The sequence below is a fragment of the Marinomonas epiphytica genome, from assembly GCF_054780655.1.
Map to the genome: position 1 here is coordinate 35,328 of NZ_BAAGVX010000002.1, position 26,899 is coordinate 62,226.

Annotated in this window: 30 protein-coding genes; 26 read left to right on the forward strand and 4 right to left on the reverse strand. The window is 43.7% G+C overall.

Annotation, left to right across the window (positions count from 1 at the left end):
* Positions 1-52 precede the first annotated feature (52 nt).
* The 3 genes from topA to ACYVGZ_RS00600 are packed head-to-tail and all read left to right on the forward strand — an operon-like array spanning position 53 to position 3,421.
* Complete coding sequence (topA, locus tag ACYVGZ_RS00590) at positions 53-2,683, forward strand: type I DNA topoisomerase (protein ID WP_460749722.1); 2,631 nt, start codon at positions 53-55, stop codon at positions 2,681-2,683.
* Complete coding sequence (locus ACYVGZ_RS00595; RefSeq protein ID WP_460749724.1) at positions 2,680-3,147, forward strand: DUF6586 family protein; 468 nt, start codon at positions 2,680-2,682, stop codon at positions 3,145-3,147. Before topA ends, ACYVGZ_RS00595 begins: the two co-directional genes overlap by 4 nt.
* A gap of 1 nt (position 3,148) precedes the next feature.
* On the forward strand, positions 3,149-3,421 hold the full coding sequence (locus tag ACYVGZ_RS00600) for a hypothetical protein (RefSeq protein ID WP_460749727.1): 273 nt from the start codon (positions 3,149-3,151) through the stop codon (positions 3,419-3,421).
* Positions 3,422-3,482: 61 nt separating this feature from the next.
* On the opposite strand, the gene lexA is transcribed toward ACYVGZ_RS00600, so the two are convergent.
* Positions 3,483-4,103 carry a transcriptional repressor LexA gene (gene lexA / locus ACYVGZ_RS00605; protein WP_460749730.1) on the reverse strand — a complete coding sequence of 207 codons (621 nt, stop codon included), beginning with the start codon at positions 4,101-4,103 and terminating at the stop codon, positions 3,483-3,485.
* 70 nt (positions 4,104-4,173) lie between these two features.
* On the opposite strand from lexA, the gene dinG reads away from it, so the two are divergent.
* The 8 genes from dinG to ACYVGZ_RS00645 all read left to right on the forward strand — a co-directional run bounded on the left by dinG (position 4,174) and on the right by ACYVGZ_RS00645 (position 12,631).
* Entirely contained in the window at positions 4,174-6,294 is a 2,121-nt protein-coding gene (gene dinG / locus ACYVGZ_RS00610) for an ATP-dependent DNA helicase DinG (RefSeq protein WP_460749732.1), read from the forward strand.
* Positions 6,295-6,388: 94 nt separating this feature from the next.
* Positions 6,389-7,681 carry a DEAD/DEAH box helicase gene (locus ACYVGZ_RS00615; protein WP_460749735.1) on the forward strand — a complete coding sequence of 431 codons (1,293 nt, stop codon included), beginning with the start codon at positions 6,389-6,391 and terminating at the stop codon, positions 7,679-7,681.
* A gap of 23 nt (positions 7,682-7,704) precedes the next feature.
* Positions 7,705-9,123, forward strand: coding sequence for a protein adenylyltransferase SelO (locus tag ACYVGZ_RS00620; protein WP_460749737.1), 1,419 nt, complete (start codon positions 7,705-7,707; stop codon positions 9,121-9,123).
* A gap of 28 nt (positions 9,124-9,151) precedes the next feature.
* Positions 9,152-10,174 carry an NAD(P)H-dependent glycerol-3-phosphate dehydrogenase gene (locus ACYVGZ_RS00625; protein WP_460749741.1) on the forward strand — a complete coding sequence of 341 codons (1,023 nt, stop codon included), beginning with the start codon at positions 9,152-9,154 and terminating at the stop codon, positions 10,172-10,174.
* A complete protein-coding gene (locus tag ACYVGZ_RS00630) occupies positions 10,174-10,458 on the forward strand; it encodes a DUF4389 domain-containing protein (RefSeq protein ID WP_460749743.1) in 285 nt (94 codons plus the stop codon). Before ACYVGZ_RS00625 ends, ACYVGZ_RS00630 begins: the two co-directional genes overlap by 1 nt.
* The gene (gene sixA, locus ACYVGZ_RS00635; protein ID WP_460749746.1) at positions 10,445-10,936 is read left to right on the forward strand and encodes a phosphohistidine phosphatase SixA; all 492 of its coding nucleotides are present in this window, start codon (positions 10,445-10,447) and stop codon (positions 10,934-10,936) included. Before ACYVGZ_RS00630 ends, sixA begins: the two co-directional genes overlap by 14 nt.
* The gene (locus tag ACYVGZ_RS00640) at positions 10,936-11,814 is read left to right on the forward strand and encodes an alpha/beta hydrolase (protein WP_460749749.1); all 879 of its coding nucleotides are present in this window, start codon (positions 10,936-10,938) and stop codon (positions 11,812-11,814) included. Before sixA ends, ACYVGZ_RS00640 begins: the two co-directional genes overlap by 1 nt.
* Before the next feature lie 19 nt (positions 11,815-11,833).
* Entirely contained in the window at positions 11,834-12,631 is a 798-nt protein-coding gene (locus ACYVGZ_RS00645; RefSeq protein WP_460749751.1) for a DUF4892 domain-containing protein, read from the forward strand.
* On the opposite strand, the gene ACYVGZ_RS00650 is transcribed toward ACYVGZ_RS00645, so the two are convergent.
* Positions 12,609-13,217 (reverse strand): Maf family protein, encoded by a 609-nt coding sequence (locus ACYVGZ_RS00650; protein WP_460749754.1) that lies wholly within the window; start codon positions 13,215-13,217, stop codon positions 12,609-12,611. The genes ACYVGZ_RS00645 and ACYVGZ_RS00650 overlap by 23 nt on opposite strands.
* A 115-nt stretch (positions 13,218-13,332) precedes the next feature.
* Here ACYVGZ_RS00650 and ACYVGZ_RS00655 point away from each other — a divergent pair, with 115 nt between their 5' ends.
* The 7 genes from ACYVGZ_RS00655 to fabF all read left to right on the forward strand — a co-directional run bounded on the left by ACYVGZ_RS00655 (position 13,333) and on the right by fabF (position 18,432).
* On the forward strand, positions 13,333-13,875 hold the full coding sequence (locus ACYVGZ_RS00655; protein ID WP_460749757.1) for a YceD family protein: 543 nt from the start codon (positions 13,333-13,335) through the stop codon (positions 13,873-13,875).
* Positions 13,876-13,893: 18 nt separating this feature from the next.
* On the forward strand, positions 13,894-14,073 hold the full coding sequence (gene rpmF, locus ACYVGZ_RS00660; protein ID WP_460749759.1) for a 50S ribosomal protein L32: 180 nt from the start codon (positions 13,894-13,896) through the stop codon (positions 14,071-14,073).
* Between the two features lie 11 nt (positions 14,074-14,084).
* Positions 14,085-15,035: a phosphate acyltransferase gene (locus ACYVGZ_RS00665; protein ID WP_460749762.1), complete on the forward strand. Its 951-nt coding sequence runs from the start codon at positions 14,085-14,087 to the stop codon at positions 15,033-15,035.
* Positions 15,032-15,958, forward strand: a complete 927-nt coding sequence (gene fabD / locus ACYVGZ_RS00670; RefSeq protein ID WP_460749764.1) for an ACP S-malonyltransferase — start codon at positions 15,032-15,034, stop codon at positions 15,956-15,958. The genes ACYVGZ_RS00665 and fabD overlap by 4 nt, the downstream gene beginning before the upstream one ends.
* 30 nt (positions 15,959-15,988) lie before the next feature.
* The gene (gene fabG, locus ACYVGZ_RS00675) at positions 15,989-16,723 is read left to right on the forward strand and encodes a 3-oxoacyl-ACP reductase FabG (protein ID WP_460749767.1); all 735 of its coding nucleotides are present in this window, start codon (positions 15,989-15,991) and stop codon (positions 16,721-16,723) included.
* Between the two features lie 130 nt (positions 16,724-16,853).
* Positions 16,854-17,087, forward strand: a complete 234-nt coding sequence (gene acpP, locus ACYVGZ_RS00680; RefSeq protein WP_115896560.1) for an acyl carrier protein — start codon at positions 16,854-16,856, stop codon at positions 17,085-17,087.
* Positions 17,088-17,190: 103 nt separating this feature from the next.
* Positions 17,191-18,432 carry a beta-ketoacyl-ACP synthase II gene (gene fabF, locus ACYVGZ_RS00685; protein ID WP_460749771.1) on the forward strand — a complete coding sequence of 414 codons (1,242 nt, stop codon included), beginning with the start codon at positions 17,191-17,193 and terminating at the stop codon, positions 18,430-18,432.
* Positions 18,433-18,511: 79 nt separating this feature from the next.
* Here fabF and ACYVGZ_RS00690 read toward each other — a convergent pair whose 3' ends face one another.
* Positions 18,512-18,919 carry a PA2817 family protein gene (locus ACYVGZ_RS00690; protein WP_460749774.1) on the reverse strand — a complete coding sequence of 136 codons (408 nt, stop codon included), beginning with the start codon at positions 18,917-18,919 and terminating at the stop codon, positions 18,512-18,514.
* 58 nt (positions 18,920-18,977) lie between these two features.
* On the opposite strand from ACYVGZ_RS00690, the gene ACYVGZ_RS00695 reads away from it, so the two are divergent.
* From ACYVGZ_RS00695 to queF, 3 genes are read left to right on the forward strand one after another with little or no spacing between them, the layout of a single operon-like run.
* Entirely contained in the window at positions 18,978-19,892 is a 915-nt protein-coding gene (locus ACYVGZ_RS00695) for an ABC transporter ATP-binding protein (RefSeq protein ID WP_460749776.1), read from the forward strand.
* A gap of 4 nt (positions 19,893-19,896) precedes the next feature.
* Positions 19,897-20,670 carry an ABC transporter permease gene (locus tag ACYVGZ_RS00700; protein WP_460749779.1) on the forward strand — a complete coding sequence of 258 codons (774 nt, stop codon included), beginning with the start codon at positions 19,897-19,899 and terminating at the stop codon, positions 20,668-20,670.
* A 10-nt stretch (positions 20,671-20,680) separates the two neighbouring features.
* Positions 20,681-21,496, forward strand: coding sequence for an NADPH-dependent 7-cyano-7-deazaguanine reductase QueF (queF, locus tag ACYVGZ_RS00705; RefSeq protein ID WP_460749781.1), 816 nt, complete (start codon positions 20,681-20,683; stop codon positions 21,494-21,496).
* Between the two features lie 62 nt (positions 21,497-21,558).
* On the opposite strand, the gene bcp is transcribed toward queF, so the two are convergent.
* A complete protein-coding gene (bcp, locus tag ACYVGZ_RS00710; protein WP_460749784.1) occupies positions 21,559-22,008 on the reverse strand; it encodes a thioredoxin-dependent thiol peroxidase in 450 nt (149 codons plus the stop codon).
* A gap of 195 nt (positions 22,009-22,203) precedes the next feature.
* Here bcp and dapA point away from each other — a divergent pair, with 195 nt between their 5' ends.
* The 5 genes from dapA (at position 22,204) to ACYVGZ_RS00735 (ending at position 26,892) form a co-directional block, all read left to right on the forward strand.
* A complete protein-coding gene (dapA, locus tag ACYVGZ_RS00715) occupies positions 22,204-23,082 on the forward strand; it encodes a 4-hydroxy-tetrahydrodipicolinate synthase (RefSeq protein WP_460749787.1) in 879 nt (292 codons plus the stop codon).
* Positions 23,083-24,156: a hypothetical protein gene (locus tag ACYVGZ_RS00720; protein ID WP_460749789.1), complete on the forward strand. Its 1,074-nt coding sequence runs from the start codon at positions 23,083-23,085 to the stop codon at positions 24,154-24,156.
* Positions 24,157-24,193: 37 nt separating this feature from the next.
* Positions 24,194-24,910: a phosphoribosylaminoimidazolesuccinocarboxamide synthase gene (purC, locus tag ACYVGZ_RS00725; protein WP_460749792.1), complete on the forward strand. Its 717-nt coding sequence runs from the start codon at positions 24,194-24,196 to the stop codon at positions 24,908-24,910.
* Between the two features lie 61 nt (positions 24,911-24,971).
* Positions 24,972-26,216: a lipoprotein-releasing ABC transporter permease subunit gene (locus ACYVGZ_RS00730; RefSeq protein WP_460749795.1), complete on the forward strand. Its 1,245-nt coding sequence runs from the start codon at positions 24,972-24,974 to the stop codon at positions 26,214-26,216.
* Positions 26,209-26,892, forward strand: a complete 684-nt coding sequence (locus ACYVGZ_RS00735; RefSeq protein WP_460749797.1) for an ABC transporter ATP-binding protein — start codon at positions 26,209-26,211, stop codon at positions 26,890-26,892. Before ACYVGZ_RS00730 ends, ACYVGZ_RS00735 begins: the two co-directional genes overlap by 8 nt.
* The last annotated feature ends 7 nt before the right edge of the window (positions 26,893-26,899 follow it).

Below are 26,899 nucleotides of genomic sequence, written 5' to 3' on the forward strand. Positions count from 1 at the left end.
ACGTAACTACGCAAATGAATAGACGTAATTAATAGAAGGCTTACTCAGTTCAATGGGAAAATCACTGGTAATCGTGGAATCGCCAGCAAAGGCGAAAACCATCAATAAATACCTAGGTAGTGACTTCGTGGTAAAGTCGAGTGTTGGACACATTCGTGATTTGCCGTCTGGAGCTACGGCCACATCAACGCCTCAGGAAAGGGCAAAACAAGCGGCTTTGACTCGTAAAATGAGCCCTGAAGAGAAGCGTGTATACAAACAAAAGAAATCACGCGCTCAGCTCATTGCGCGTATGGGCGTGGACCCTGAAAATGATTGGGCGGCTCATTACGAAGTCTTGCCAGGAAAAGAAAAGGTCGTTGATGAGCTTAAACGCTTAGCAAAAAATGCTGACACCATCTATCTCGCAACCGATTTGGACCGCGAGGGGGAAGCGATAGCCTGGCACTTGCGTGAAGCCATTGGTGGTGATGATACAAGATTCAAGCGAGTGGTGTTCAACGAGATCACCAAGAAAGCCATTAAAGCGGCTTTTGAAGAACCTTCAGAATTAGACATGGACAGGGTAAATGCTCAGCAAGCGCGACGTTTTCTAGATCGCGTGGTGGGCTTCATGGTCTCTCCACTTTTATGGGCAAAAGTTGCTAGAGGCTTATCTGCTGGACGGGTGCAGTCCGTTGCAGTGCGTTTAATTGTGGAGCGCGAAAAAGAAATACGTGCTTTTGTGCCTGAAGAGTACTGGGAGCTTGATGCTTTATTGGCGACCAATAATAAAGATGTTATTAAGTTTGCGACCACTAAGTATCAGGGAAAAGAGTATCGACCAGTTAATCAAGCTCAATCTGATGAGCATGTAAAACGCTTACACTCCTCTGAGTTTGTTGTGGCAAATCGTGAAGATAAACCCACCAAAAGTAAGCCGTCTGCGCCTTTTATTACCTCAACCCTTCAGCAGGCAGCGAGCACGCGCCTCGGTTTTGGTGTTAAGAAAACCATGATGTTGGCACAAAGACTGTACGAAGCAGGTTACATTACCTACATGCGTACAGACTCGACCAATCTGAGCGCAGAGGCGGTTGACGCTTTACGGGGCTATATTGAGAAAAACTTTGGTGAGGCCTACTTACCTAAAGACCCCATTCGCTATTCTAGTAAAGAAGGGGCCCAGGAGGCTCACGAAGCCATTCGACCTTCTGATATCAACGTTCGTGTTGATGACTTATTAGGTATGGAGAAAGACTCACATAGATTGTACGACTTGATTCGCAGTCAATTTATGGCATGTCAAATGACACCAGCAGAATACACTTCTACAACGGTTACCTTGGCTTCTGGTGACTATGAATTGAAGGCTAAAGGCCGCATTCTTCGTTTTGATGGTTACACTCGAGCGATGCAAAGTGTGGTTAAGAAAGGCGAGGATAATACGTTACCAGACGTTGCGAAAGGGGAGACTCTCACCCTAAATGAATTATTGCCAGAGCAACATTTTACCAAGCCTGTAGCGAGATTTAGTGAAGCCAGTTTGGTTAAAGAGCTTGAGAAGCGTGGTATAGGTCGCCCATCTACTTATGCTGCAATTATTTCTACGATTCAAGATCGTGGCTATGTAAGAGTCGAGAATCGTCGTTTTTATGCAGAAAAAATGGGTGATATTGTTACCGAAAGATTAGTTGATAGCTTTCATTCATTAATGAACTTCAGCTTTACCGCGCAAATGGAAGAGCAATTGGATGAGATTGCTGAAGGCCGTGAAAACTGGATTAAAGCGCTTAATGCGTTTTATAAAGATTTTAGTGATGTACTCGCCAAAGCAGAAGATCCTGAAGAAGGAATGATGCTAAATGAGCCCACACCAACGGATGTAGAATGTCCTACCTGTTCAAGACCCATGCAGATACGCACCGCTAGTACGGGGGTCTTTATGTCTTGCTCAGGGTATGCATTGCCTCCAAAGGAGCGCTGCAAAGCGACCATTAACCTTATCCGAGGTGATGAGGCGGTAGCAGTAGACGATGAAGAAGGCGAATCTAAGGCGCTCATAAACAAACGCCGTTGCCCAATTTGCGCCTCTGCTATGGACAGCTACCTAATGGATGAACAGCGCAAATTGCATGTGTGTGGCAATAACCCAGCGTGTTCAGGTTATGAAATTGAGCATGGGGCATTCAAAATAAAAGGTTATGATGGCCCAATACTTGAATGTGATAAGTGCGGCTCAGATATGCAACTTAAAACAGGTCGTTTTGGTAAGTATTTTGGTTGCACTAATGAGACTTGTAAAAACACGCGAAAGTTACTTAAAAATGGTGAGGCAGCACCGCCAAAAATGGACCCAGTGCCAATGCCTGAGCTAGCCTGCCAGAAGGTTGAAGATCATTATATTTTGCGTGATGGTGCAACTGGCCTGTTCTTAGCAGCCAGTCAATTCCCTCGTAAACGAGAAACAAGGGCGCCATTGGTTAAAGAAATATTACCTTACATGGATCAAATTGATCCCAAGTATCATTTCTTCAAGACGGCACCTGTGAGTGATTCTGACGGTAATAATACGGTCATACGTTACAGCCGTAAGACTAAAGAACAATATGTTATGACCGAAGTTGAGGGTAAACCTACAGGCTGGAAAGCCTTCTATGTTGGTAATCAATGGGTCATTGAAGAAGGTAAGAAAAAGAAATGACAGGAGCCAGTGTTGCCAGTGCTACAAACCAGAAGTTGGATGCGGCAAGGCGCTTGATTCAGCAAAGCCAGAGTTGTGAAGAAACTTGGCTTAGTGCTGGCCTTGAAAGCTCTGCCGTGTTTCAGTTACGCAGTGCGCTTAATGGTTTGTTGCAAGAAGTGTGTGCAGGTTATGGCTTAAGCTTTTCTACTGATATCAGCCAGTTGTATCAACAGGCTGAAGAAAAGCAGTTGGTGATTCCTGTATTGTCTGAGTTAGCCAGTTTATTGAATGAGTCCGGTTCGTGGTTGTCGCAACTTGAGCGTGCTTATCAGGTTCAGTTTGAATGTCGAGCTGCCAGCTCAGTACAAATGAGTGATAACTTGATTGGTAAAGGGTCAGATGATGGTGCGGCCTCAGCCTTGTACTTATCCAAATTGGTGGAATTGGTGTTACGTTTTAGAGAGGAATCTGCAGAGTATTAATATGAAAGAAGCCTATTTGGAAATTGTCGAGCTTGATGACGGTGAGATTGTTTTACGACCTGCCAGTGAAGATGGTGAAGAAACATCCGCCCTGGTAACACTAAAGATCTCAGACGAGACCAAAAGCTATTTGCAAGATCGCTATTTCGAGTTGGCGAAGTGTATGTTTCATGCGGGAATTGATTTTGTCTATTCTGATCAAGCCACATTTGGAGACGATGTAGATCAAATGGAAGCTGAAATGGCTGATATGCGACCGAAAATCTTGCATTAATTTAGTTGAGTGTTGAAAGATTAGGTCACCTTGTAAAGGTGACCTTTTTGATTGGCCGCTATTAGATGTGTTGGCGCACAACGCCAACAGAAAGGCCCTCAATGGCAAATTCTTCACTCTCTAGATCCACAAGGATGTCATTGAAATCGTCATTTTCTGCGATTAACTTAACTTGACTGCCTTTTTGCTCAAAGCGCTTAACGGTTACTTCATCGCCAATCCGGGCGACAACAATCTGGCCATTACGCACGGCGGTTGTTTTATGTACAGCTAACAAATCACCTTCTAAAATACCAATGTCTTTCATGCTAGTGCCTGACACTGATAAAAAGTAATCGGCTTTAGGGGAAAACATGGCGGCAGGAACTTGGACATGGGAGTCAATGTTTTCTTGGGCAAGAATGGGGCAGCCGGCGGCAACTTTACCAATGACTGGAATACCAAGGTCGCCCTCGTCGTTGTCAGCACTTTGGGTGACTAGGCGAATCCCACGAGAAGCGCCTGTCAAAATTTCAATGGCACCTTTTTTTGCTAAGGCTTTGAGATGCTCCTCTGCTGCATTAGGGGACTTGAAGCCCAAGCGTTTTGCAATTTCAGCACGTGTAGGTGGAAAGCCGGTATCGTCGATGAATTCGCGAATGGTATCCAATACGTCGGATTGTCTTTTGGTTAATTTAATCATAAGTCATCTGGTTGTTTATACAGTTACTGTTATTATATACAGCATTATTACTATTACTCAAATTTTTTAGATGCTTACAGATAAACTAAAGAAAAAAATACACCAAGCTTACCGAGCCTCATTAGAAGCGAAATCTCATAAACCAAGGCTAGGGCAGCGGCAGATGATCGGCGCTATCGCTCGTACTCTTGGCAATATTAAGCAGGATAGCGAAGGATTGAGGTTAGGCGAGCAGCATGTCGCAGTGGTAGAAGCAGGAACGGGTACGGGTAAAACCTTATCTTATTGCCTTGCCGCCGTTCCTATAGCAAAAGAGCGTGGTTTAAAGTTGATCATCTCAACTGCGACCGTGGCTTTGCAAGAGCAAATACTTCATAAAGAATTACCAAATTTACTCTCTGATACGGATTTGTCTTTTAAATTTACCTTAGCAAAGGGGCGCGGGCGTTATCTTTGTTTGAATAACTTAGAGGGCTATTTAAGTCAGGATGAACAGCCAATGGAAGATATGTTTGCAGGGCTGTTTGAGCAACACTTGCAAGCAGATGATGTAAATACTGTGCTTTATCAAGAAATGGATGACGCCATTCGAGATGGTGTTTGGGATGGAGACAAAGATAACTGGGAGGGGGTCATTCGCGAGCAAGATTGGCGTAGGCTGACGACCGACCACCAGCAATGTACTAATCGAAATTGTGCAAACTTCTCTGTTTGCCCATTTTTCAAAGCAAGAGCTGAAATTGAGGTGGCGGATGTTATCGTAGCAAACCACGATTTAGTGCTGGCTGATTTATCATTGGGTGGCGGGGCGATTTTGACACCTCCCGCTGAAACCATTTATGTGTTTGATGAAGGGCACCATTTACCCGATAAGGCCATAGGGCATTTTCGCCATGAGGTGCGCCTACAGCAAAGTATTAACTGGCTTAGGCAACTGGATAAGAACTTGGTTAACTTAAAGCAGGAATTGACCGATGAAGTGAGTCTTACCGGGCAGCTTTTGATGAAAATCCCGCAACAAACCCAAAGTATTGTTAACTTTATACAGTATGTGCAGCAGGGCCTAGCGCCTTATATTCAAGGTTTAGGGCTCGACCAAGATAATAATCAGCATAGGTTTGAGTTTGGGGTTATTCCTGATGAGCTCAAACAATTAGCTTACAGTCTACAAACGGCCTATCAAAAACTGTTTAACAACATTGAAAGCATTCATGATGAGTGCAAAAAAGTGAAGCAAAATGAGGGTATGGGGGTGACCTCAGAGACGGCTGAGATCTGGCAGCCCATTTTAGGAGGTATTTTGGGGCGTTTGGAGCAGGCAGTGTCCCTGTGGCGTTTATACAGTGCTTCTGATGATCAAAATTACCCCCCTAATGCACGCTGGATTACATTATTTGGGCAAGGCTTAGAGCAAGATATTGAATTGGGTGGTTCTCCCATTTTAGCTGCTAATACCCTGCGCCAACAACTTTGGGATAAGTGCTATGGTGCGGTTGTAACATCGGCTACGTTAACGGCGTTAAATCAATTTCACCGTTTTAACATGCGTTCAGGTGTGCCGAGAGATAGCGAATATTTGAGAGTGTTAAGTCCGTTTGATTTTGCCAATAATGCTCAGCTCATTGTCCCAGACATGGAGCATGAACCCAATAAAGCCGACCTTCATACTAAGGAAATTGTGGCCTACCTTAACGCTAAGGTGGAAGTGGAAAAAGGCAGTTTGGTTTTGTTTTCTTCCCGTCGGCAAATGGAAGACGTTGCCTTAGCTGTGAGCGACGCTCTTAAGGAAATTCTTTCTGTACAAGGAGAACAGTCTAAGCGAGTGATTCTGGATGCTCACAGGTCAAGAATTGATGAAGGTAAAGGGAGTTTATTGTTTGGTTTGGCAAGCTTTGCGGAAGGGGTCGACTTACCTGGAGATTACCTTACCTGTGTGTATATTGCTAAAATTCCGTTTGCGGTTCCTGATGATCCAGTGGAAGCGACCTTGGCTGAATGGATACAGAAAAGAGGCGGTAATCCTTTCATGGAGATTACCATTCCAGATGCATCACTTAAATTGGTTCAAGCAACCGGGCGATTACTCAGAAGCGAAACAGATAAAGGCGATATTCATATTTTAGACAAGCGCCTTAAAACCAAACGTTATGGTCAGCAACTCATTGGCAGTTTGCCGCCATTTCGCTATTAACTTATTGCCTATGGGTGATAAAGTTTTTGTAATTAGGTACACTGCACCGCAAGATTATTCACTTACTAACAGAAAGATTATTTAAGATTCCAATATGGAAAATCAAACACAAGATAGAGCACCCGAAAAGAGCGCAAAACCGAAGCGCACGCGACGTCAAAATAAACGCCCTAAAGCGAGCGGAGCAGGGAATAAGCAGCAAAAAGTGTGGTCTATTGAAGACTTTCAAGTTGACTCGGTGGAAGGTAAATTGCGTTTCCACGATTTAAATCTGCCTGACCGAGTGCTTAAGTCCATTGCCGAAATGGGGTTTGAATATTGCAGTGAAATTCAGGCGGAAACTTTGCCTATGACACTGCTGGGCTACGATATTATTGGTCAAGCTCAAACGGGTACAGGTAAAACAGCAGCCTTTTTGATTGCGATGATCAGTGATTTCTTGGATTATCCTGCCGATGAGCAAAAGACGAGTAATCAAGCCCGGGGGCTTATTATTGCTCCGACTCGGGAATTGGCTCTACAAATTGCCGATGAAGCGGTGAAACTCACCGCTAATTGTCATCTGAATGTTGTTTCTCTTGTTGGTGGCTTGAGCTATGAAAAGCAGAAGCAGGCATTAGAAACAGAGCAAGTGGATATATTGGTTGCCACACCTGGCCGACTTTTGGATTTTGCACGTAGCAAAAAGGTCATGCTTAACAAAGTTGAGTGCCTAGTTCTTGATGAGGCCGATCGTATGTTATCAATGGGCTTTATTCCAGACGTGAAAAGTATTATCCGTATGACGCCTCACAAAGAGCGTCGCCAAACCATGCTGTTCAGTGCAACCTTCCCAAAAGACATTCAAGCCTTAGCGCGTCAGTGGACCTTCTTTCCAAAAGAAGTGTCTGTTGTGCCAAAAGAAGCCACCAATAAGAACATCGAACAGGTTATTTATACCGTTGAGGCTGAACAAAAATGGCCGGTATTAAAGCAGCTGATCGAAGAGAATGGTGAGCAAAGAACGATAATATTTGCTAATCGTCGTGATGAAACTCGTGATTTATTTGAGCGCCTCCGCAAGGCAAACATTAATTGTGCCATTTTGTCTGGTGAAGTGTCTCAAGATAAACGAGTAAAAACCCTTAAAAGCTTTAAAGCAGGACAAATTCAGGTGTTAGTCGCTACGGATGTGGCAGGACGCGGTATACATGTTGATAACGTTGAGTTGGTGGTGAATTATGCACTACCAGAAGATCCAGAAGATTATGTGCATCGTATTGGCCGTACTGGGCGTGGCGGTGAAATGGGTAAGTCTGTGAGTTTCGCAAGTGAAGATGATGCTTTCTTAATTCCTGAAATTGAAAAAGTAGTAGGTGAGCCCATTCGCTGTGAATACATGGCGTAACTAACTTTAAAAAGTGAGTCGTTATGCAGTTGGAACACCACTTTTATCAATTAGGTGGCGCGTTTTTCAGTGAAACGCGCATACATCCCCTCCATCAACAGCGCTTGGTTGAGTACAACCTTGATCTGGCGCAGTTTTTATCGATCGATTTTAAGTGCCAGAAAACTCTTGATATTTTAAGCGGTAAACAAGCGGCTTTTAAATCACTTAGTATGGTGTATGCCGGTCATCAATTTGGTGGATTTACCCCCCAACTTGGTGATGGAAGAGGTGTTTTATTGGGCGAATTACAGGGGCAAGACGGTCTCTGGTATGATCTGCACATGAAAGGGGCAGGGCCAACCCCGTATTCTCGTCGAGGTGATGGTCGAGCCGTTTTACGTTCCAGTATTCGTGAATACCTAGCTAGTGAAGCTATGCATGCATTGGGTGTACCCAGCTCAAGAGCATTGGCGTTATTTGATAGTAAAGAAGCGGTGTATCGAGAGCGCCCTGAAATGGGGGCTATGTTGTTGCGTACTGCTCGTGGCCATATCCGTTTTGGCCATTTTGAATACTTTTATTCCCAAGGAAAAACTCAGCAGCTTAACGAGCTGATTGACTACACGCTGCAGATGTATTTCCCTCAATGTTTGTCCCAACCTAATCCGATTTGTGCCATGCTTATTGAGGTTGTGTCTCGCACCGCCCAGCTCATGGCACGGTGGCAGGCGTTGGGCTTTCAGCATGGGGTTATGAATACGGATAACTTTTCTATCACCGGCGAGACCATTGATTATGGACCTTACGGCTTTATGGAAGGGTATGATGACAATTGGATATGCAACCATTCTGATTACGAGGGGCGCTATCGGTTTAACCGACAGCCAGGTGTCGGGCTTTGGAATTTAAATTGCTTATTGCGTTGCTTCTCCCATCGTTTAGAAAGAGATGATTTGGTTGCCATCTTGCAAACCTATGAAGTTACCTTGCAACAGACCTATGAGCACCTGATGCTGGCGAAGTTGGGAATAAACGATGGGCAAGCTTTAGACAGCTTGTTGCCACCACTGTTTGAAATAATGGCAGCTGAAAAATTAGATTATAGTGTATTTTGGCGCTTGCTCAGTAACTTGGAAGTCGATCAGTTTGCCCTCTTGTTGGATGAGGTGATAGACAGGGAGCGGTTGTTGCATTGGCTTAAGTCATATCAGAAAATCCGCGCTATACAGGGAGACTGGCAAACACAGCAAGACTCAATGCTGGCAGTTAACCCAAAATATATTTTAAGAAACTACTTGGCCCATCAAGTAATAGAAGCGGCTGAAAGAGGAGACTACCTGCCTTTCAGAAGACTGCTTAGCGTTTTAAAATCACCCTTTGATGAGCATGAAATGTGTGAAGAATTAGCTCAGCGTTCCCCTGAATGGGCAGAGTCATTGGAAGTGAGTTGTTCGTCTTAAAAAAGGACTATGATTAATAGGAGCCAACATGAAACATTCAGTATGTGTGTTAGGTGGTGGGAGTTTTGGCACAGTATTGGCTAATATTATGGCGCAAAATGGCCATCAAGTTAGCCAATGGATGCGTAATGAAAAGCAGGTTGAAGAAATTAACCTAACTGGGCTAAACAGCCGCTACTTACCAAATTCGCCTTTACATCAAGAGTTATTGGCAACAAGCAATCTAGAGCAAGCCATATTAGAGAGTGATACAGTCTTTGTATCTATACCTTCCAAATCATTTGAACAAGTAGCAGAACGAATTAAGCCGTTATTGACTGAACAAAAAATACTGATCAGTACGACTAAAGGCTTTAACCCTAACCGCTTTGAGCTGATGAGCGATATTCTTCGCCGTCACTCTGCCAGTGAATTAATCGGGGTGTTAAGTGGGCCTAATTTAGCCAAGGAGATTGCAGCTGGGCATATGACAGGAAGTGTGATTGCCAGCCGTCATGATATTGTTAGGCAACGTACAATTGAATTATTGAAATCCCCAACCTTTCGTATTTATGAGAATGCAGATGAAACGGGAGTGGAATTGGCCGGTGCCCTAAAGAATATTTATGCTATTGTCTGTGGTTTAGCCAAGGCTCTTGCTGTTGGGGAAAACACCATGTCTATGATTATGACTCGAAGTTTGGCTGAAATGAGTCGCTTTGCAGTGCATTTTGGTGCTAATCCGATGACTTTTCTGGGTTTAGCGGGAATGGGGGACCTTATTGCCACCTGTACTTCGCCGCTGAGCCGAAATTATCGAGTTGGGTTTGCCTTAGGTTCTGGAAAGAAGTTGGATGAAGCTATCGCTGAAATTGGTGAAGTTGCTGAAGGTGTGAATACTTTGCGGATGGTGGTAGATGAAGCAAATAAGCATGATTTATATATGCCTTTAGCAGAGGGCTTAGCAAAGCTGATTTTTGACGGGGCCAAGCTAGAAACGCTTATTGGTCCTATGATGACAGGTGAGCAAAAGTGGGATGTAGAGTTTGCAACGAATGAGGAAACTAAATAATGGCTAAACAAGGTTATCTAGATCAAAGTTACTGGGTTCGAATTATCTTTATGCTGGTGTTTTGGGCAGTGCTAAATCTTGCCATCACTGTTTTTGGCTTATTAGTATTGTTAGTCGGGGTAGTGCGCTTTGCATCAGCCCATAAGCCAACGACCCTATCTACTTGGCTTTTGTCAGTAGGGGCTTTTTTACAACAAATTTTTGCTTTCTTGTCTTTTAAAACAGATGAGAAGCCATTCCCTTTCCAGCCTTGGCCAAAGGTTGACTCTGATGAAGAAGGCTAAAACGCTTTTTATATTACGCCATGGTGAAGCGGAACCTTACGGCTTTGATGTTGAAGACGAAAAACGTCGACTAACAGATTTTGGTCGTCGTGAAGTGAGTTCAGTGGCGCAGCAGTTTGAGGTTCAAGGGGTTAAGCTAGATGCGGTTGTTGTAAGCCCTTATATTAGAGCGCAACAAACTGCAGAGGCGTTTATTAAGCAGCAGGGCTTGGAGCTCCACTACCTTACTTCTGACCTCATTACTCCAGACGGTCAAGAACACTTAGTAGCAGATTATTTGCAGAATTTGCCGTATGCAAGGATTTTATTGGTGACTCATCAACCCTTTGCTCATCAATTTGTGGATTATCTTGTTGATCAGCCCCTGCCGCGCCAATTTGCCATGACTACGGCCACACTCGCCGTGGTTAATCTTGATGTGGTGGCCATGGCGTGCGGTCAATTTAGTGGATCATTGTCTCCAAATGTTGAGTATTAATGGTGATGCAAAGAGAAGTTGTTGAGCTCGCCTATGATTTACCTAATGGTCAATTAGCCGCATGTCTATATCCGTGTGAAGGCGTAGAGCAACCCACGGTGTTGGCCTTGCATGGTTGGTTGGATAATGCAGCAAGTTTTAGTTCACTAGCACAGTTAATTCCTAACCAAGCTGTATTAGCACTGGATTTAGCAGGACATGGCCTTTCTTCTCATAAGGCAGCGGGCAATTTCTATCATATTTGGGATTATGCGCTCGATGTCGTGGCGCTATTAGAGCAACTTGCGTCCCCTGTGATATTGATGGGGCATAGTATGGGAGGTGCCGTTGCAAGCTTAGTTGCGGCTATTAGCCCTAATAAGGTGAAAAGTTTGATCTTGTTGGATAACGTTGGCCCATTGACCGCACAGTCAGAAGATAGGGTTGATGTTCTACAGCGCTCTCTGATTAAGATGTTAAGTCCAAAGTTAGAAAGAAAACGTCCTTACCAAACTCAAGACGAGATGGTGCTGGCCCGTGTCAATGGGTTTACTAAATTGACTAAGGCTGCTGCAAGTTTGCTGGTGGAGCGATCTAGCCACTGTTCTGATGGTCAATGGTTCTGGCGCCATGATGAAAAACTCAAGTTACCCTCGCCCTTTAGAATGGATGAGGAGAGTGTGCAAAGCTTCTTGCAGAAGATTCAATGCCCTGTGCTGGCTTTGTTCGCAGAGCAAGGAGTGTATCAAGCAAATAAAGCACTGGTTGGCTCTCGAATGAATCATATAAAACAGGTGGAATCCATCTGGCTATCAGGTTCTCATCATTTTCATTTAGAAGTGAGTTGTGTGGTTAATGTTGCAAACTGCGTGAAAGAGCATATAAATAAAATAAGATGATGTAATAATGGTGTGTCCTATGGTCAAGTCTGTCCCCTTAATGAGCGTATTGTTGTTGTCCAGTACAAGTTTGCTAGCAGACTTTACTGATATCCCCCCTTTTAGAGAGGCTCAGTTAGTCAAGAGTGCCAGCTTAGAGCAGCAAAGGGTGGAGGTGCCTTTAGGTGTCATTAAGCGTGTTGGTCGCGGCTGGGAGCCTGAGAAACTTGATCGTATAGAGGCTGATACCTATCAAGTGCTTTATAAAATTCACCGGAATGTTGAGCTAGATGAGGTAAATCGCTATTACCGACAGGCCTTGTTGGCGGAGGGGCAGCAAATCGCCTTTCAATGCGATGGTCGAAACTGTGGTAGCAGTAATGCGTGGGCCAATAATTTTTACCGCGAATACTTGCTCTATGGAGCAGATCAAAATCAATCACTACTGGTTGTGAAAGACCAGTTCAAAGGCTATCAAATGGCGTACATTAATCAGCGTGGCGCTGGTGATATTGTGGTGCGGCTGGATGATATTAAGCCTATCAAGAGTGATGATTTCCAATTTGAGTTAATGGCGCAAATGGATGCCCAAGATTTGCCTAGAATTCGCCGCTTTCTCAATGATCAACCTGAAGGCGTTAATTTGATAGGGCTGGTGACGAGTAGTGACTCAGGTGGGCAGTCGGCTATTGATAGGGCTGATCAATATATCACAAGTATTGAAGCAGGTTTAAGTGAGCGTTTGGCGCGCAAAGTTAGGTGGTTGAACTTAGCGAACTTGGCGCGCGAAGAATTGGGCGAGGACCAAGTTTCTTTTATGTTGCAGGAAGCTCAGTAGCGGTAAGCGGATTGATTTGGTGTTCCCTCAGTATCTCTGCAAGCTTAATAAGGGGTAGACCTATAAGGCTGTTTGGGTCGTCACCTGCCATTTTCTCAAATAAACAAACACCAAGTCCCTCGCATTTGAAGCTGCCAGCGCAATCAAGAGGGGACTCCAGTTCAATATATTTAATGATCTCTTGTTGAGAAAGTTGACGGAAAAATACGCTATATTGACTCTCATGGTATTGCGCCGTATTCGTAGACTTGTCATAAACACAAAGCCCTGTAATAAAATCCACTTGTTTGCCACTGAAGCGGCTAAGCTGCTGATAAGCTTTTTCTTTAGTGAGTGGCTTTCCTAAAATTTCTTCTGCTAAGCTGGCTACCTGATCTGATGCGATAATAACGCTATTGTTTGGTGACTCAGTAGAGACCGCATGTGCCTTAGCGAATGAAAGCCGTCTGACTAATTGACTGGCGGTTTCAGTTTCTTTTGGTGTTTCATCTATCTCAGGAGATCGGCACTGAAACGCTAAGTGAAGCCGCTTTAGGAGTGTTTTGCGGTAGCTTGAAGAAGAAGCAAGTATCAGTTTTTTCTGCATATTTTTCTGCTTGATTATCTATTTAGAGGTGGATTATCGTGTTTTTTAGATTTTATCGAAAAAAAACATGAAATAAACGCTTTTCATGGCACTTTCACTTTGACAATAGGGCGCCTTGGCAATATTATTTGCCGCCATGTTGAATGACACATTACCCAAATATTTTGACCCTCGTAAATACGCTAACCATGAGTCGGCGATTGAAGGGAACATACCTCTTAAGCAGTTTAAAGAGTTGTGCGCTCTCTTGGCGTCGGATGAGGGGGATGCTTTTATTCATCTAAACTTTAGAGTTGATGAAGATAGGCGATACATAGCAACAGGAAACCTTAAAGCGCAAGTACAAGTTGTTTGTCAGCGCTGCATGGGGCCTGTTGATCATGATCTGACGTTAGATTTATCTTTGGCTTTTGTTTATGACGAAGACCATGCGAAAAATATTCCGGCAGAATACGACCCTGTTGTCATGACCGATGGTGACGTAGTTCTGGCAGATATGGTTGAGCAAGAAATTATACTTGCTTTGCCAATTGTCGCTTATCACGAAGAAAGTGGTTGCAACCCAACAGCTGTAAAGTATGCATCGTCTACCGATGACGCACCGGATGACGAAAAACCGAATCCATTTAGTATATTGGCTCAATTAAAAGCCAAGTAAAAGTTAGGAGCTCCAAAAATGGCAGTACAAAAAAGTAAAGTGACTCGTTCACGCCGCGGCCAACGCCGTTCACACGACGCTTTAACAGGCGCAACTCTTTCTGTAGAGCAAACGACTGGTGAAACTCATCGTCGTCACCACATTTCTGCAGACGGTTTTTACCGTGGTCGTCAAGTTATCACCCCTAAAGGTGAGTAACTAAGATACCCATGATTAGGGTAGCTTTAGACGCTATGGGCGGGGACTTAGGTCCCCGTGTTGCTTTCAATGGGGCATTAAATGCTCTACATTATTGTGATGACCTTTTCATTTCCATTTTCTACACCCCCAGTGAATCCCTAGAACTTCCTCCTGCTCATGATCGTTTGGCACTATTGCCCTGTAAAGATGCTATCGGTGCCGATGATGAAGTATCTTTATCTATGTTTAAACGGCGCACGACGAGTCTTTATCAGGCTTTACGACACGTGAAAGAAGGGCATTCAGATGTTATGATTACCGCGGGCAATACAGGGGCTCTGGTTGCTTTGGCACGGCATATTTTGGGTTTAATCAAACCTAAGTTATATCCTGCATTAATACGTGAGCTGCGCACTTCTCCACTACGTTGTTTGACTGACCTAGGTGCAAATGTGCACTGTCCTGCTGTTATGTTGGAAGGTTTTGCTCAGCTTGGGGCGGCTTATGTAGAGATAATGGGAAAACAAAGTGCTCGAGTAGGGCTTTTGAATGTTGGTGTGGAAAGTTCAAAAGGCAGTTCTGTTATAAAACAGGCAAACGATTTACTTAAAGCGAATGTGTGGCCTGAATACCATGGGTATGCTGAAGGGTGTGAGTTGTTTGAAGGCAATAAGAACGTTATTGTTTGTGATGGCATGGTAGGGAATGCGGTACTAAAGGCCTCTGAAGGGTTGTTGGCCTTTTTAATGGGTCAATTCAAGGAGCAGGGGGTAGGGTTTCGGTCATTAGCTGAGAGTTTTTATCAAACTGAACGCCAGCATGGTGCTTGCCTTGTTGGGGTGCGTGGCAATTTGGTAAAAACTCACGGTAGTTCAGATGCTACTGCGATAGCAGGGGCAATAAGCTATGGTGTTGATCTTGCGCGGGCGAAGTTAGCTACGGCCCTACAAGCGCGTCTTTGTAATGAGGATATTAAATGAATAATGAGTTAGCTTTTGTATTTCCGGGGCAAGGTTCTCAACAGTTGGGAATGTTGGCAGATTTAGCCCAGAGTCATCCCGTTATTGGTGAGACCTTTGCACAAGCGTCTGCAGTGCTGGGTTATGATTTGTGGGAACTGGTACAAAACGACTTAGAGGCGTTGAATCAAACAGATAAAACTCAGCCAGCGTTATTAACGGCAAGTGTTGCTTTGTATCGTCTTTGGCAACAGCAAGGTGGTGAGCTGCCAGCGTATGTTGCGGGCCACAGTCTTGGGGAATATTCAGCTTTAGTTTGTGCTGGTGTGATTGAATTTACCGATGCAGTTGAGCTAGTAAAGTTGCGTGGTGAGTACATGCAAGCAGCCGTTCCTGCTGGAACGGGCGCTATGGCCGCAATCATAGGTCTGACTGATGAACAAGTCATTGGGGCCTGTGCTTCTGTGGAAGGTGTGGTGAGCGCTGTTAACTTTAACTCCCCAGGTCAGGTTGTGATTGCAGGGCATGTTGAGGCTGTAGAACAAGCTATGGCGAATGCTAAAGAGGCTGGTGCTAAGCGAGCTTTACCGCTTCCTGTAAGTGTGCCGTCTCACTGTGAATTGATGATTCCGGCGGGTAAAAAACTGGCCGAGAAATTAGAGTCTATTCAGTTTAATGCGCCAACCTGTACTTTGGTTCAGAACGTATCTGCTGAGGCGGTTGCTGATGCCGCATTGATCAAATCTAACTTGGTGGCGCAATTGAGCGAGCCTGTTTTATGGACTCAGTCTGTAGAGCTTTTGGCTAAACTGGGTGTCACTACGACACTCGAATGTGGGCCAGGTAAAGTACTGAGTGGCTTGAACAAACGTATTGTAAAAGGTTTGTCTGCTGCATCGCTAGGTGATGAAAAAGGCTTTACGTCTGCCTTGTCAGCGGAATAAATAATACGGATTTTAATAGGAGACTGAATAATGAGTCTAGAAGGTAAAATTGCACTAGTAACTGGTGCAACCCGTGGTATTGGTAAGGCTATTGCTACCTTGTTGGTAGAGCAGGGCGCAACAGTGATTGGTACTGCAACCAGTGAATCTGGTGCGCAAAGTATCAGTGAGTATCTTGGTGATAAAGGTAAAGGCTGGGTGCTGGATGTGTCTTCTAGTGAGTCAGTTGATACAGTCATTAAAGAAATTAACGCTGAGTTCGGCGCGCCAACTATTTTAGTAAATAATGCTGGCATTACCCGCGACAACTTAATGATGCGCATGAAAGAAGACGAGTGGGAGCAGGTGATGAACACCAACCTTTCTTCTGTTTTTCGCGTCACCAAAGCTTGTTTACGTGGCATGACCAAAGCCAAATTTGGTCGTGTCATCAGCATTAGTTCAGTGGTTGGTTCAATGGGCAACGGCGGTCAAACAAACTATTCCGCTGCTAAAGCCGGTCTAGAGGGTTTTAGTCGTTCTTTGGCGGCTGAGATTGCTTCTCGTGGCATCACGGTGAACTGTGTGGCGCCGGGCTTTATTGAAACTGATATGACAAAAGTATTGCCGGAAGATCATAAAGCTAAGTTGGTAGAAAAAGTGCCTTCCTCTCGTTTGGGTCAACCGGAAGAAATCGCTGCAGCAGTCGCGTTTTTAGCGTCTCAAGGTGCAGGATACATTACAGGTGAAACCCTTCATGTCAATGGTGGCATGTATATGTCATAATTAAGTTGAATTTTTATCTTAATTCAACGAGAATACGTGTCTGGTTCGGGTTTTGAATCACGCCGTAAAGGTGTCGAATATTATAATATGCTCACTATGAGCTGTTAACGAGTAAAAGTAGGAACTTCTAATGAGTAGCATTGAAGAACGCGTAAAAAAAATCGTTTGCGAACAACTAGGTGTTAAAGAGGAAGAGGTTGTTAGTTCAGCATCTTTCGTTGATGACTTGGGTGCAGATTCCCTAGACACCGTTGAGCTAGTTATGGCTCTAGAAGAGGAATTTGATACTGAAATTCCTGATGAAGAAGCAGAAAAAATCACAACTGTACAAGCGGCGAACGACTACATCAACGCTAACTTGTAATCTCTTTGTGAATTGAGTTTTCCGAAAAGCCGCTTGTATTCTATACAGCGGCTTTTCTTATTAAAGCCTATATAGTAGTAAAGGCTCTTTTTGGAGGAAACCTATGTCTCGTCGTCGGGTTGTGGTCACAGGAATGGGAATGGTGACGCCCCTTGGCAACAATGTAAAAGATACTTGGGATAACGTGTTAGAAGGGAAAAGTGGTGTCTCAGAGATTCAGTCTTTTGATGCTGCACAATTTTCCACTCGTTTTGCCGCCCAAGTAAAGGACTTTGATGCAACAGAATGCATGAGCGTTAAAGAAGCTCGTAAAATGGACTTGTTTATCCAATACGGTATTTCTGCTGCAGTGCAGGCCTTAGATGATGCCAACATTAATGAACAAACCGTTAATTTGAACAGAGTCGGTTGTGCCATTGGTTCTGGTATTGGTGGTCTGCCTATGATTGAAAAAAACCTTGAGTTACTGAATCAATCTGGGCCTAAGCGTATATCACCTTTTTTTGTCCCTGGTGCAATCATTAATATGATCTCAGGGCATGTGGCGATTCGCTTCGGCTTCAAAGGGCCTAATATTTCCATTGTGACGGCCTGTACAACTGGGACACACAATATAGGTATGGCTGGTCGCATGATTGCTTATGGCGATGCGGATATCATGGTTGCAGGTGGTGCTGAAATGGCGATCACTCCACTGGGTATCGGTGGTTTTGGTGCTGCTCGTGCATTGTCGACTAGAAATGATGACCCAGTTACAGCGAGCCGCCCCTGGGATAAAAACCGTGATGGTTTTGTCATGGGAGACGGCGCAGGTATTTTAGTATTAGAAGAATACGAACATGCGGTCGCTCGTGGTGCTACAATTTATGCAGAGCTTGCTGGCTTTGGCATGAGCGATGATGCTCACCATATGACGGCGCCACCTGAAACGGGTGAAGGCGCTGCTTCGGCAATGAGTGCAGCATTAAATGATGCTGGGATTTCTCCTGCTAAAGTGGATTATATTAACGCCCACGGTACCTCTACACCGGCGGGTGATCTGGCGGAAACCCGTGCTGTTAAAGCGGTTATGGGGGATGACGCTTCAGATGTGGCGATCAGTTCTACTAAATCTATGATTGGTCACTTATTAGGGGCTTCTGGCGCAGTAGAGTCAATATTTTCTATTCTGGCAATTCGTGACCAAGTGGCTCCACCAACCATTAATTTGGAAGAGCCAGGGGAAGGTTGTGATTTAAACTACGTCCCTTTTACCCCGCAAAAGAAAAAGATCAAAGTTGCGTTAAATAACTCTTTTGGCTTTGGCGGTACAAACGGAACACTAGTGTTTAAGAAAGTATCTTAATACTGTACTGACCAACATTCCTGAATGATGTTCGGGAATGTTGGTGTATCAAAACCACAAAGTAAGGGAGAGGGTTGGACTAATGTAGTGGGCTATGGTCACTTCGTAATTGGCTAATCTGCTGCTCAATATCGTAACTTTCGCCTTTTTGTTCAAGCTCATACAGTTGATCTTCCAGTGCTTGGTAAAGATTAATTTCTTCATCCCCTAGAAAATGTAAACATTCGCCCCCAATAAGCCAAAGTAATTCACGTTTGACTAAGGGAACAAGGTTGGCATAGCAGCGAATATATCGTGCTAACAGCTCTTGAGCAGCAAAAGTATAGTCTGGACTGTTTGATTCAATGAGTTCTAATGTTTGATCCCATTTGCTAACAAAGTCCTGTTCCTCTTCTGCTAATGGTACTTGGTCAAAAGGAAAATGTTCTTGGCTGCGACGTTTCAGTTCCATGAAAGCGTCATAAATGTATTGTGTACGTAAATTCACGAATCAACCTTTTAAATTAAACTTCGAGTTCGGCAATTGCCAATTGAGAGCTGTAATTATGACATATGCAATTGAAATTAGTGACTTAAAAAAACGCTATGATGGCGGTTTTGAAGCGCTAAAGGGTATTAACTTGACCGTAGAAAAGGGCGACTTTTTTGCGCTTTTAGGTCCCAATGGGGCCGGAAAATCTACCACAATCGGCATTTTGTGCTCTTTGGTCAACAAAACAGCCGGGAAAGTATCTATTTTCGGTGTTGATATTGACGAAAACTTTCCATTAGCAAAAAAATATCTTGGGGTGGTGCCGCAAGAGTTTAATTTTAACATGTTTGAAACCGTGTTTAATGTGGTGGTCACGCAAGCGGGGTTTTACGGCATTGGGTTGGAACTTGCCAAACAAAGAGCAGAAAAATATTTAAAGCAGCTTGATCTCTGGGATAAGCGTAATGAACCGTCTCGTAATTTATCGGGGGGAATGAAAAGGCGCTTAATGATTGCTAGAGCGTTAATACATGAGCCAGAAGTGCTTATTTTAGATGAGCCGACAGCAGGGGTTGATATAGAGCTGCGCCGCTCGATGTGGGAATTTATTAAGGATCTAAATAATGCGGGTACTACCATTATTTTGACTACCCACTATTTAGAAGAAGCCGAACAGCTATGTCGTAACATTGCCATTATTAACTCAGGTGAGATAGTTGAAAATACCAGCGTAAAGGCCTTACTTAAAACCCTCAGTCAAGAAACCTTTGTGTTGGATCTAGAGCAGCCTTTGCCAGATGGGTTTTCATTACCTAGTTTTAACTTGAGCAGTGTTGCTGGAGCATTGGTTGCAGAGGTTGATGTTGTAAAAGGGCAGTCTATTAATGAGGTGTTCAGCGCCCTTGATAAGGTGGGCGTTAAGGTTCTGAGTATGCGTAACAAGTCAAACCGACTTGAAGAACTGTTTGTTAAACTAATTAAAGGTTGATTGAATGAAAAACTCTGAAATTTGGGTTGCTTTCTATACCATTCTAATAAGAGAGGTGCGCCGTTTTACGCGTATTTGGCCTCAAACTTTACTGCCACCTGCAATTACTATGTCATTGTATTTTGCCATTTTCGGTAATTTTATTGGTGATCGTATCGGTCAGATGGACGGCTTTAGTTATATGCAGTTCATAGTGCCGGGGCTGATTATGATGGCTGTTATCACTAACTCTTATGCGAATGTTTCGTCTTCTTTCTTTTCTGCTAAGTTTCAGCACAGCGTTCAAGAGTTGCTTGTTTCGCCAACGCCGAATTGGGTCATATTATTAGGTTATGTTCTGGGTGGTGTCGTACGGGGGCTGTTAGTAGGCTTGATCGTGACCTTGTTGTCGTTGTTTTTTACGCACCTAACAATTGATAATATATTGCTGACCGTGCTAGTGGTTTTCTTAACAGCGGTTATGTTTTCTTTGGGCGGTTTTGTGAATGGTTTGTTCGCCCGCAATTTTGATGATGTATCCATTGTACCGACCTTTATTTTAACGCCGTTAACCTACCTTGGAGGGGTCTTTTATTCGATCCATCTGTTGCCCGATTTTTGGCAACATGCTTCCTTGCTCAACCCTGTGCTTTACATGGTGAATGCATTCCGTTTTGGTATTTTAGGTGTTTCTGATATCAGTGTGTATTGGGCGCTGGTCATGATTTGTGTGTTTATCTTGGTGTTTTTTACGCTCAGCTTGCACTTGTTAAACAAAGGTCGCGGTATAAGAAGTTAAGGATTTAGTAATGGCTATGTTACCTTTAGGTCAGCAAACAGAATACGTTTCTGAGTATGATGCTGGTTTGTTATTCCCCATTGCAAGGGTCGATAAATGGCAAGAAATGGGGGTTGAGCCAGATGGCTTACCTTTTTTTGGCGAAGACATTTGGAATGCCTACGAAGTCTCTTGGTTAAATCCGAAGGGCAAACCTGTTGTTGCTATGGTGGAATTTCGATTCCCTCACGATTCTTTGAATATCATAGAATCAAAGTCTTTTAAGCTGTATTTAAACTCATTAAATCAGATGCGCTACGAATCCACTGAGGTTGTGCAGAGTTTGCTTGAAAGTGATTTAAGTGCTGCATGCAAGGCGCAAGTTAGCGTTGTTATTCGTGATCTGGATCATGTGGATGGTTTGGTTACAGTGCCAGCAGATTATTGCATTGATGATTTAGATGTTGATATTGCAGACTATCATCCCAATGCGAATTTGCTCTGCTTATCAAAGGATCCCCTTGATGTTGATGAGTCACTCATCAGTCACTTATTAAAGTCCAATTGCCCAGTAACCAATCAACCTGATTGGGGGTCAGTTTATATACAGTATCAAGGCAAGCAGATTTGCCATGAAAGTTTGCTCAAATATATTGTTTCATTCCGCGAGCATACTGACTTTCATGAACAGTGTGTGGAGCGAATTTATATAGACATAATGAAGCGCTGCCAACCTAAACAACTGACGGTGTACGCACGGTATGTGAGAAGAGGCGGGCTTGATATTAACCCTTATCGTAGTTCTTGCGAACAGCAGCTTGGCAATAATCGTTTGCCAAGGCAGTAACTCTTAAGACGAGCACGCCGTATTTGAGAGATCAATGACGGCGTGCTTTAGGTTCTGATTTTCTAATCAAGTATTTGAGCGGCATGCTCCTTGGTTTTTACTTTTTTGATGATGTCGGTGATTTTGCCTTCTTCATCGATTACAAATGTGGTTCTGACCGTTCCCATAAATTCTTTACCCATGAATTTTTTTAATTGCCAGGTGCCATATAGCTCGTGAACTACACGTTCTGTGTCAGCAATTAGCGGAAAGGGTAGTTGCTGCTTTGCGATAAAATTCTGATGGCGTTTTTCTGTGTCAGTGCTGACACCTAAAATAACATAGCCTTGATCGAGAAAAGTTTGATAGTTATCGCGTAAGTTGCAGGCTTGTGCTGTACAGCCTGGAGTGGAATCTTTTGGGTAAAAATACAAGACCACTTTTTTCCCTTTAAAGTCCGTTAGGGCTATATCGTCGCCATTTTGGTCTTTAGCTGAAAAATCAGGTGCTATATCGCCAATTTCTAAACTCATTATTATCTCCAATACAGTGAAGGGTTGTGAAAGTCTTTGCATATTATAGGCTTAGCAAGGGCGAAAGAAGAAGGCTAGAAAACTGGTTAAGCGAAGAAAGTTATATTTTTACCGGTGCTTTACGGTCTCAATGATTGTGCAAAATCGGCCTTGACGGTAATATATGCGCGCTTATCATTTTTTTGGAGACTCATAATGATCACAGGTAGTTTAGTCGCTCTTATTACGCCAATGACAGCTGAAGGAGCGGTGGATACTGAAAAGTTAGACGATCTTATAGAGTTTCATATCAAAGCCGGCACCCATGGTATTGTTGCAGTGGGTACAACAGGTGAGTCTTCTACCTTAACCCCCTCTGAACACGCAGGGGTTATCCGCCAAGTAGTCAAGACAGTGTCTGGTAGAGTGCCGGTTATAGCAGGGACAGGTGCCAATGCTACTCATGAAGCCATAGATCTCACCTTGAGTGCCAAAGAAGCTGGCGCAGACGCTTGTCTATTAGTGACACCATACTACAACAAGCCCACCCAAGAAGGTTTGTATCAGCATTTTAAAGCCATTGCTGAAGCCGTTGAAATCCCTCAAATTCTTTATAATGTGCCAGGGCGCACAGCTTGTGATATGAGTAATGATACCATTTTGCGCTTAGCCAGCTTGCAGAACATTGTAGGTGTTAAAGATGCAACGGGAGACTTAGAACGTGGTGCTGCTTTGATAAAAGCGCTACCTAACGATTTTGCTGTCTACTCTGGCGATGACCCAACGGCAGTCGGGCTAATGCTATTAGGCGGTAAAGGTAATATTTCTGTGACAGCCAATATTGCTCCAAGCCAAGTTGCCAAAGCGGCAGAACTTGCCATTGCTGGTGAAGAGGATTTAGCTAGACAACAAGATGCTGAGATTAACCGTCTACATTCTGCATTGTTTGTTGAGTCGAACCCGATACCCGTTAAATGGGCTTGTCATCTACTCGGTTTGTGCGAGCAAGGGATTCGTTTGCCTTTAACTCCTCTTGCTGCAGATTTACGTCCGGCATTGCAAACTGCAATGCAGTCTACAGGAGTGTTGAAATAAATGAGTATTAAGGAGATTTGTTCCCCGGTGTTGGTCGCAGGCGCTGCGATTACACTTAGTGCATGCAGTTTTACGGATCATGCAAACGATTACCAACACTCACAGACGAATGCAAAAACGTTAGAAGCCCCTGAAGGTTCTATTGCCTCAGAAGATGTGTTGGTCATCCCAAATGAACATCAAGTTGATGACTTAACAACGAAACAAGAGTTTGTTGCCCCGAGAGCACCCTTTTTATTCCATTCAATGGCTCGTGTGAGTTTGATGGAAAAAGAGGACCGCATTGTTTTTAGTATTCCTACCAGTAAGGAAAACGCTCATCAATTAGTTGCTCAGTTTCTTGAAAACAATTTCGGCGAAGAAATCGAGCTGTCAAGCAATACTCCCGACCTGTTAGAAACCGCTCCTTATGCGGCTCAAAAGCAAGGTAAATGGCGCGCATTATGGAGCCAAATTACTCGTGTTTACCCAGAGAAAACGGTTTTTAAATTCCGTTTTGACGAGTCGGATGGCCTCACTCAAGTAGTAATGCAAATACGCCAAGTTCAAGAAGGAGAAGCTGAAGGTCTGTGGCAAAGCCCGAGTAAAATTAACAGTACCTACGCCTTAGCAATCAACCTTTGGGGGAAAGTGGGCCGTAGTTTGAATGAAACATCTGCATTTTTGTCTGAGAGGCATAAGGAGCAACTTCCTTCCCCTATTTGGGTGAATGAAAAAGGGCACTTTGCAGCTTATCTTGGTCAGAACATTACTCAAACAGAAGTAGAACAGAGAATTCAAAATGCTGGCTTGTATCTTATGAGTGAGCAACCTAACTCGCTGGCTAGTGTACCAGAAGATAAGATTGCTAAAATCGGCGACGTTGTTGATTTTGATATTCCTGTTGGTCAAGGTAAGAAGCAAACCCTATTTAAAGTTTATCGACGTGACCTTGACGACGTGCCTTGGCAAGAGCGTGTGTACTCTTACCGAGTAGAGACGCAAAAAGCGGGTGATTTCTTAGTGATAGATACTTCTGATACTGAAAATCCCATTTTGACATCTTATTTTTTTGCTAAGCAATTTATTAAATAATCAAATATCTTTATAGACGCAAACTTGGAGACCCCTAATGGAAAAACGACAAGAGCTGTATGCAGGTAAAGCTAAATCTGTATTTCGTACAGATGACCCTGATAAAATGGTTCTAGTGTTTCGTGATGATACTTCTGCTTTTGACGGCAAAAAGGTTGAGCAGTTGGATCGTAAAGGCATGGTAAATAACAAATTTAATGCCTACATCATGACAAAACTTCAAGAAGCGGGTATTCCAACTCACTTTGAAAAATTACTAAGTGATAATGAGTCTTTAGTAAAATGCCTCGATATGATGCCTGTTGAATGTGTCGTTCGTAACCTAGCAGCGGGTAGCTTGTGTCGTCGCTTAGGTGTTGAAGAAGGCTTAGAGCTTACACCACCGACTTTTGAGTTGTTCCTTAAAGATGATGCTCTAGGTGATCCAATGATAAATGAATCTCATGTGGAGTCATTTGGTTGGGCAAAAGCCGAACATTTGAAAGTTGCAAAAGAATTAACTTACCGAGTTAATGATGTGCTTAAGGCTTTATTTGCGGAAGGTGGCATGTTGCTGGTGGACTACAAACTTGAATTTGGTCTGTACAAGGGCGAAGTTGTATTGGGTGACGAGTTCTCTCCAGATGGTTGTCGCCTTTGGGATGCTGAGACAAAAGAAAAACTGGATAAAGACCGTTTCCGTCAGGGGTTAGGTGGTGTTATTGAAGCCTACGAAGACGTTGGTCGTCGTATTGGTATTGACTTTGATGCCTAAATAAAATATCGGTTTAAATAAAGGCGCTTAGCGCCTTTATTTGCTTATAAGGTGCAGTATTTTGATTAACCTTCTTCCTCTCTGGATCGGCTTACGATATGCCAGAGCCAAACGGTCCAACCATTTTATTTCGTTTATCAGTTTTTCTTCTATTGCCGGGCTTGCTCTTGGTGTCGCGGTATTGATTACTGTGTTGTCTGTAATGAATGGCTTTGATCGTGAATTAAGGCAAAGGATATTAGGCATGGTGCCCCATGCTACTGTTTGGGGGACTCCCGCCTTAAATGACTGGAAAGCAACAGTTAAACTGGTTGAAAAGATGCCAGGAGTGATCGGGGCTGCACCACATACCCAAGCTCAAGTGATGTTTCAGTCTGGCTCAAATGTACACGGAGCGCTTTTAAATGGTATCGATCCTGAATTAGAAAAGAAAGTGTCTATCATAGACGACCATATTGCATCCGGTTCTTTAGATGCTCTTAATAATACTACTTTTGGTATTGTGCTTGGCGCCCAGTTAGCAAAGACGCTGGGAGTACAAGTGGGGGATAAAGTAACAGCAATATTACCTCGTGCGAATGTTTCTATAGCCGGCGTAACGCCTGTACTAAAACGCTTTACTTTAGTTGGCACCTTTCAAGTTGGCGCCGAGTTAGACAGCAGCCTTGCTTACATAAACTATAAAGATGCGGCTAAGCTTAAACGTTACCAAAAAGGTCAAGTGGAAGCGCTCAGAATAGCTTTCGACGACTTGTTTACTGCTCCAACACGAATTTGGGACATTGCCCGTGCTGTTCCTGGCCAAAATAGAGTGAGTGATTGGACTCGTACACATGGCAATTTATTTCAAGCCATAAAAATGGAAAAAACCATGATAGGGCTTCTGTTACTTCTGATTGTTGCTGTTGCTGCCTTCAATATTGTGTCTACCCTAGTTATGGTTGTTACGGATAAAAGAACGGACATCGCCATTCTTCGTACGATGGGGTTGACCGCATCGCAGGTGATGTGGGTGTTCATCGTGCAGGGTGTATTTATTGGTATGTTAGGAACTCTCATTGGTGTACTGCTGGGGGTGAGTCTAGCCCTAAATGTCAGTGATATTTTAGCAGGGATACAGAGTCTATTGGGCGTTCAGTTCCTTAATGCCGATGTTTACTTTATCAGCTATTTACCTTCGCAATTACTTTGGTCTGATGTGAGGTTTATTGTAATAAGTGCATTCATTATGACGGTGTTAGCAACAATCTATCCAGCTTGGCGAGCAGCGAAAGTCGAGCCAGCGGAGGCCTTAAGGTATGAATAAAATCGTTTTAGAATGTCAGGCACTGGCAAAGTCCTACCAAGATGGCAAACGTACCGTTAAGGTTTTTGAGGCAATTGATATCGCCGTTGAAAGTGGGCAAGCCTGTGCCATTGTTGGTGCATCAGGCTCTGGTAAAACAACCTTGCTTAATATGCTAGCCGGCTTGGACTTAGCTAGCTCTGGAGAGGTGCTAATAGCTCAACAATCATGGTCGAGTATGAAGGATGCCAAGCGCTCAAAGGTGCGTAATCAGCAAATGGGCTTTGTGTATCAATTTCACCATTTGCTCCCAGAATTTAGCGCCCTTGAAAATGTCACTTTGCCAATGCGTATTGCCGGTGTTGATAAAAAAATTGCCAAAGAAGAGGGGAGCGCGTTGTTGAAGCAAGTTGGGTTATCTGAAAGGCTGAATCACAAACCGTCGCAACTCTCCGGTGGTGAGCGTCAACGGGTGGCCATTGCCCGAGCATTAGCGAATAAGCCTTCTTGCGTGTTAATGGACGAACCAACTGGCAATTTAGATGAAACCACCTCTCTTGAAATACAGCAGCTAATTGGTGAATTAAAAAACCAATATGATATGGCGTTTGTTATTGTTACTCACGATGAAAAAATGCTGTCTTGGATGGATCAAGCGTATCGGCTGACTAAAGCAGGGTTGGCGCAACTGAAGTAATCTTTTG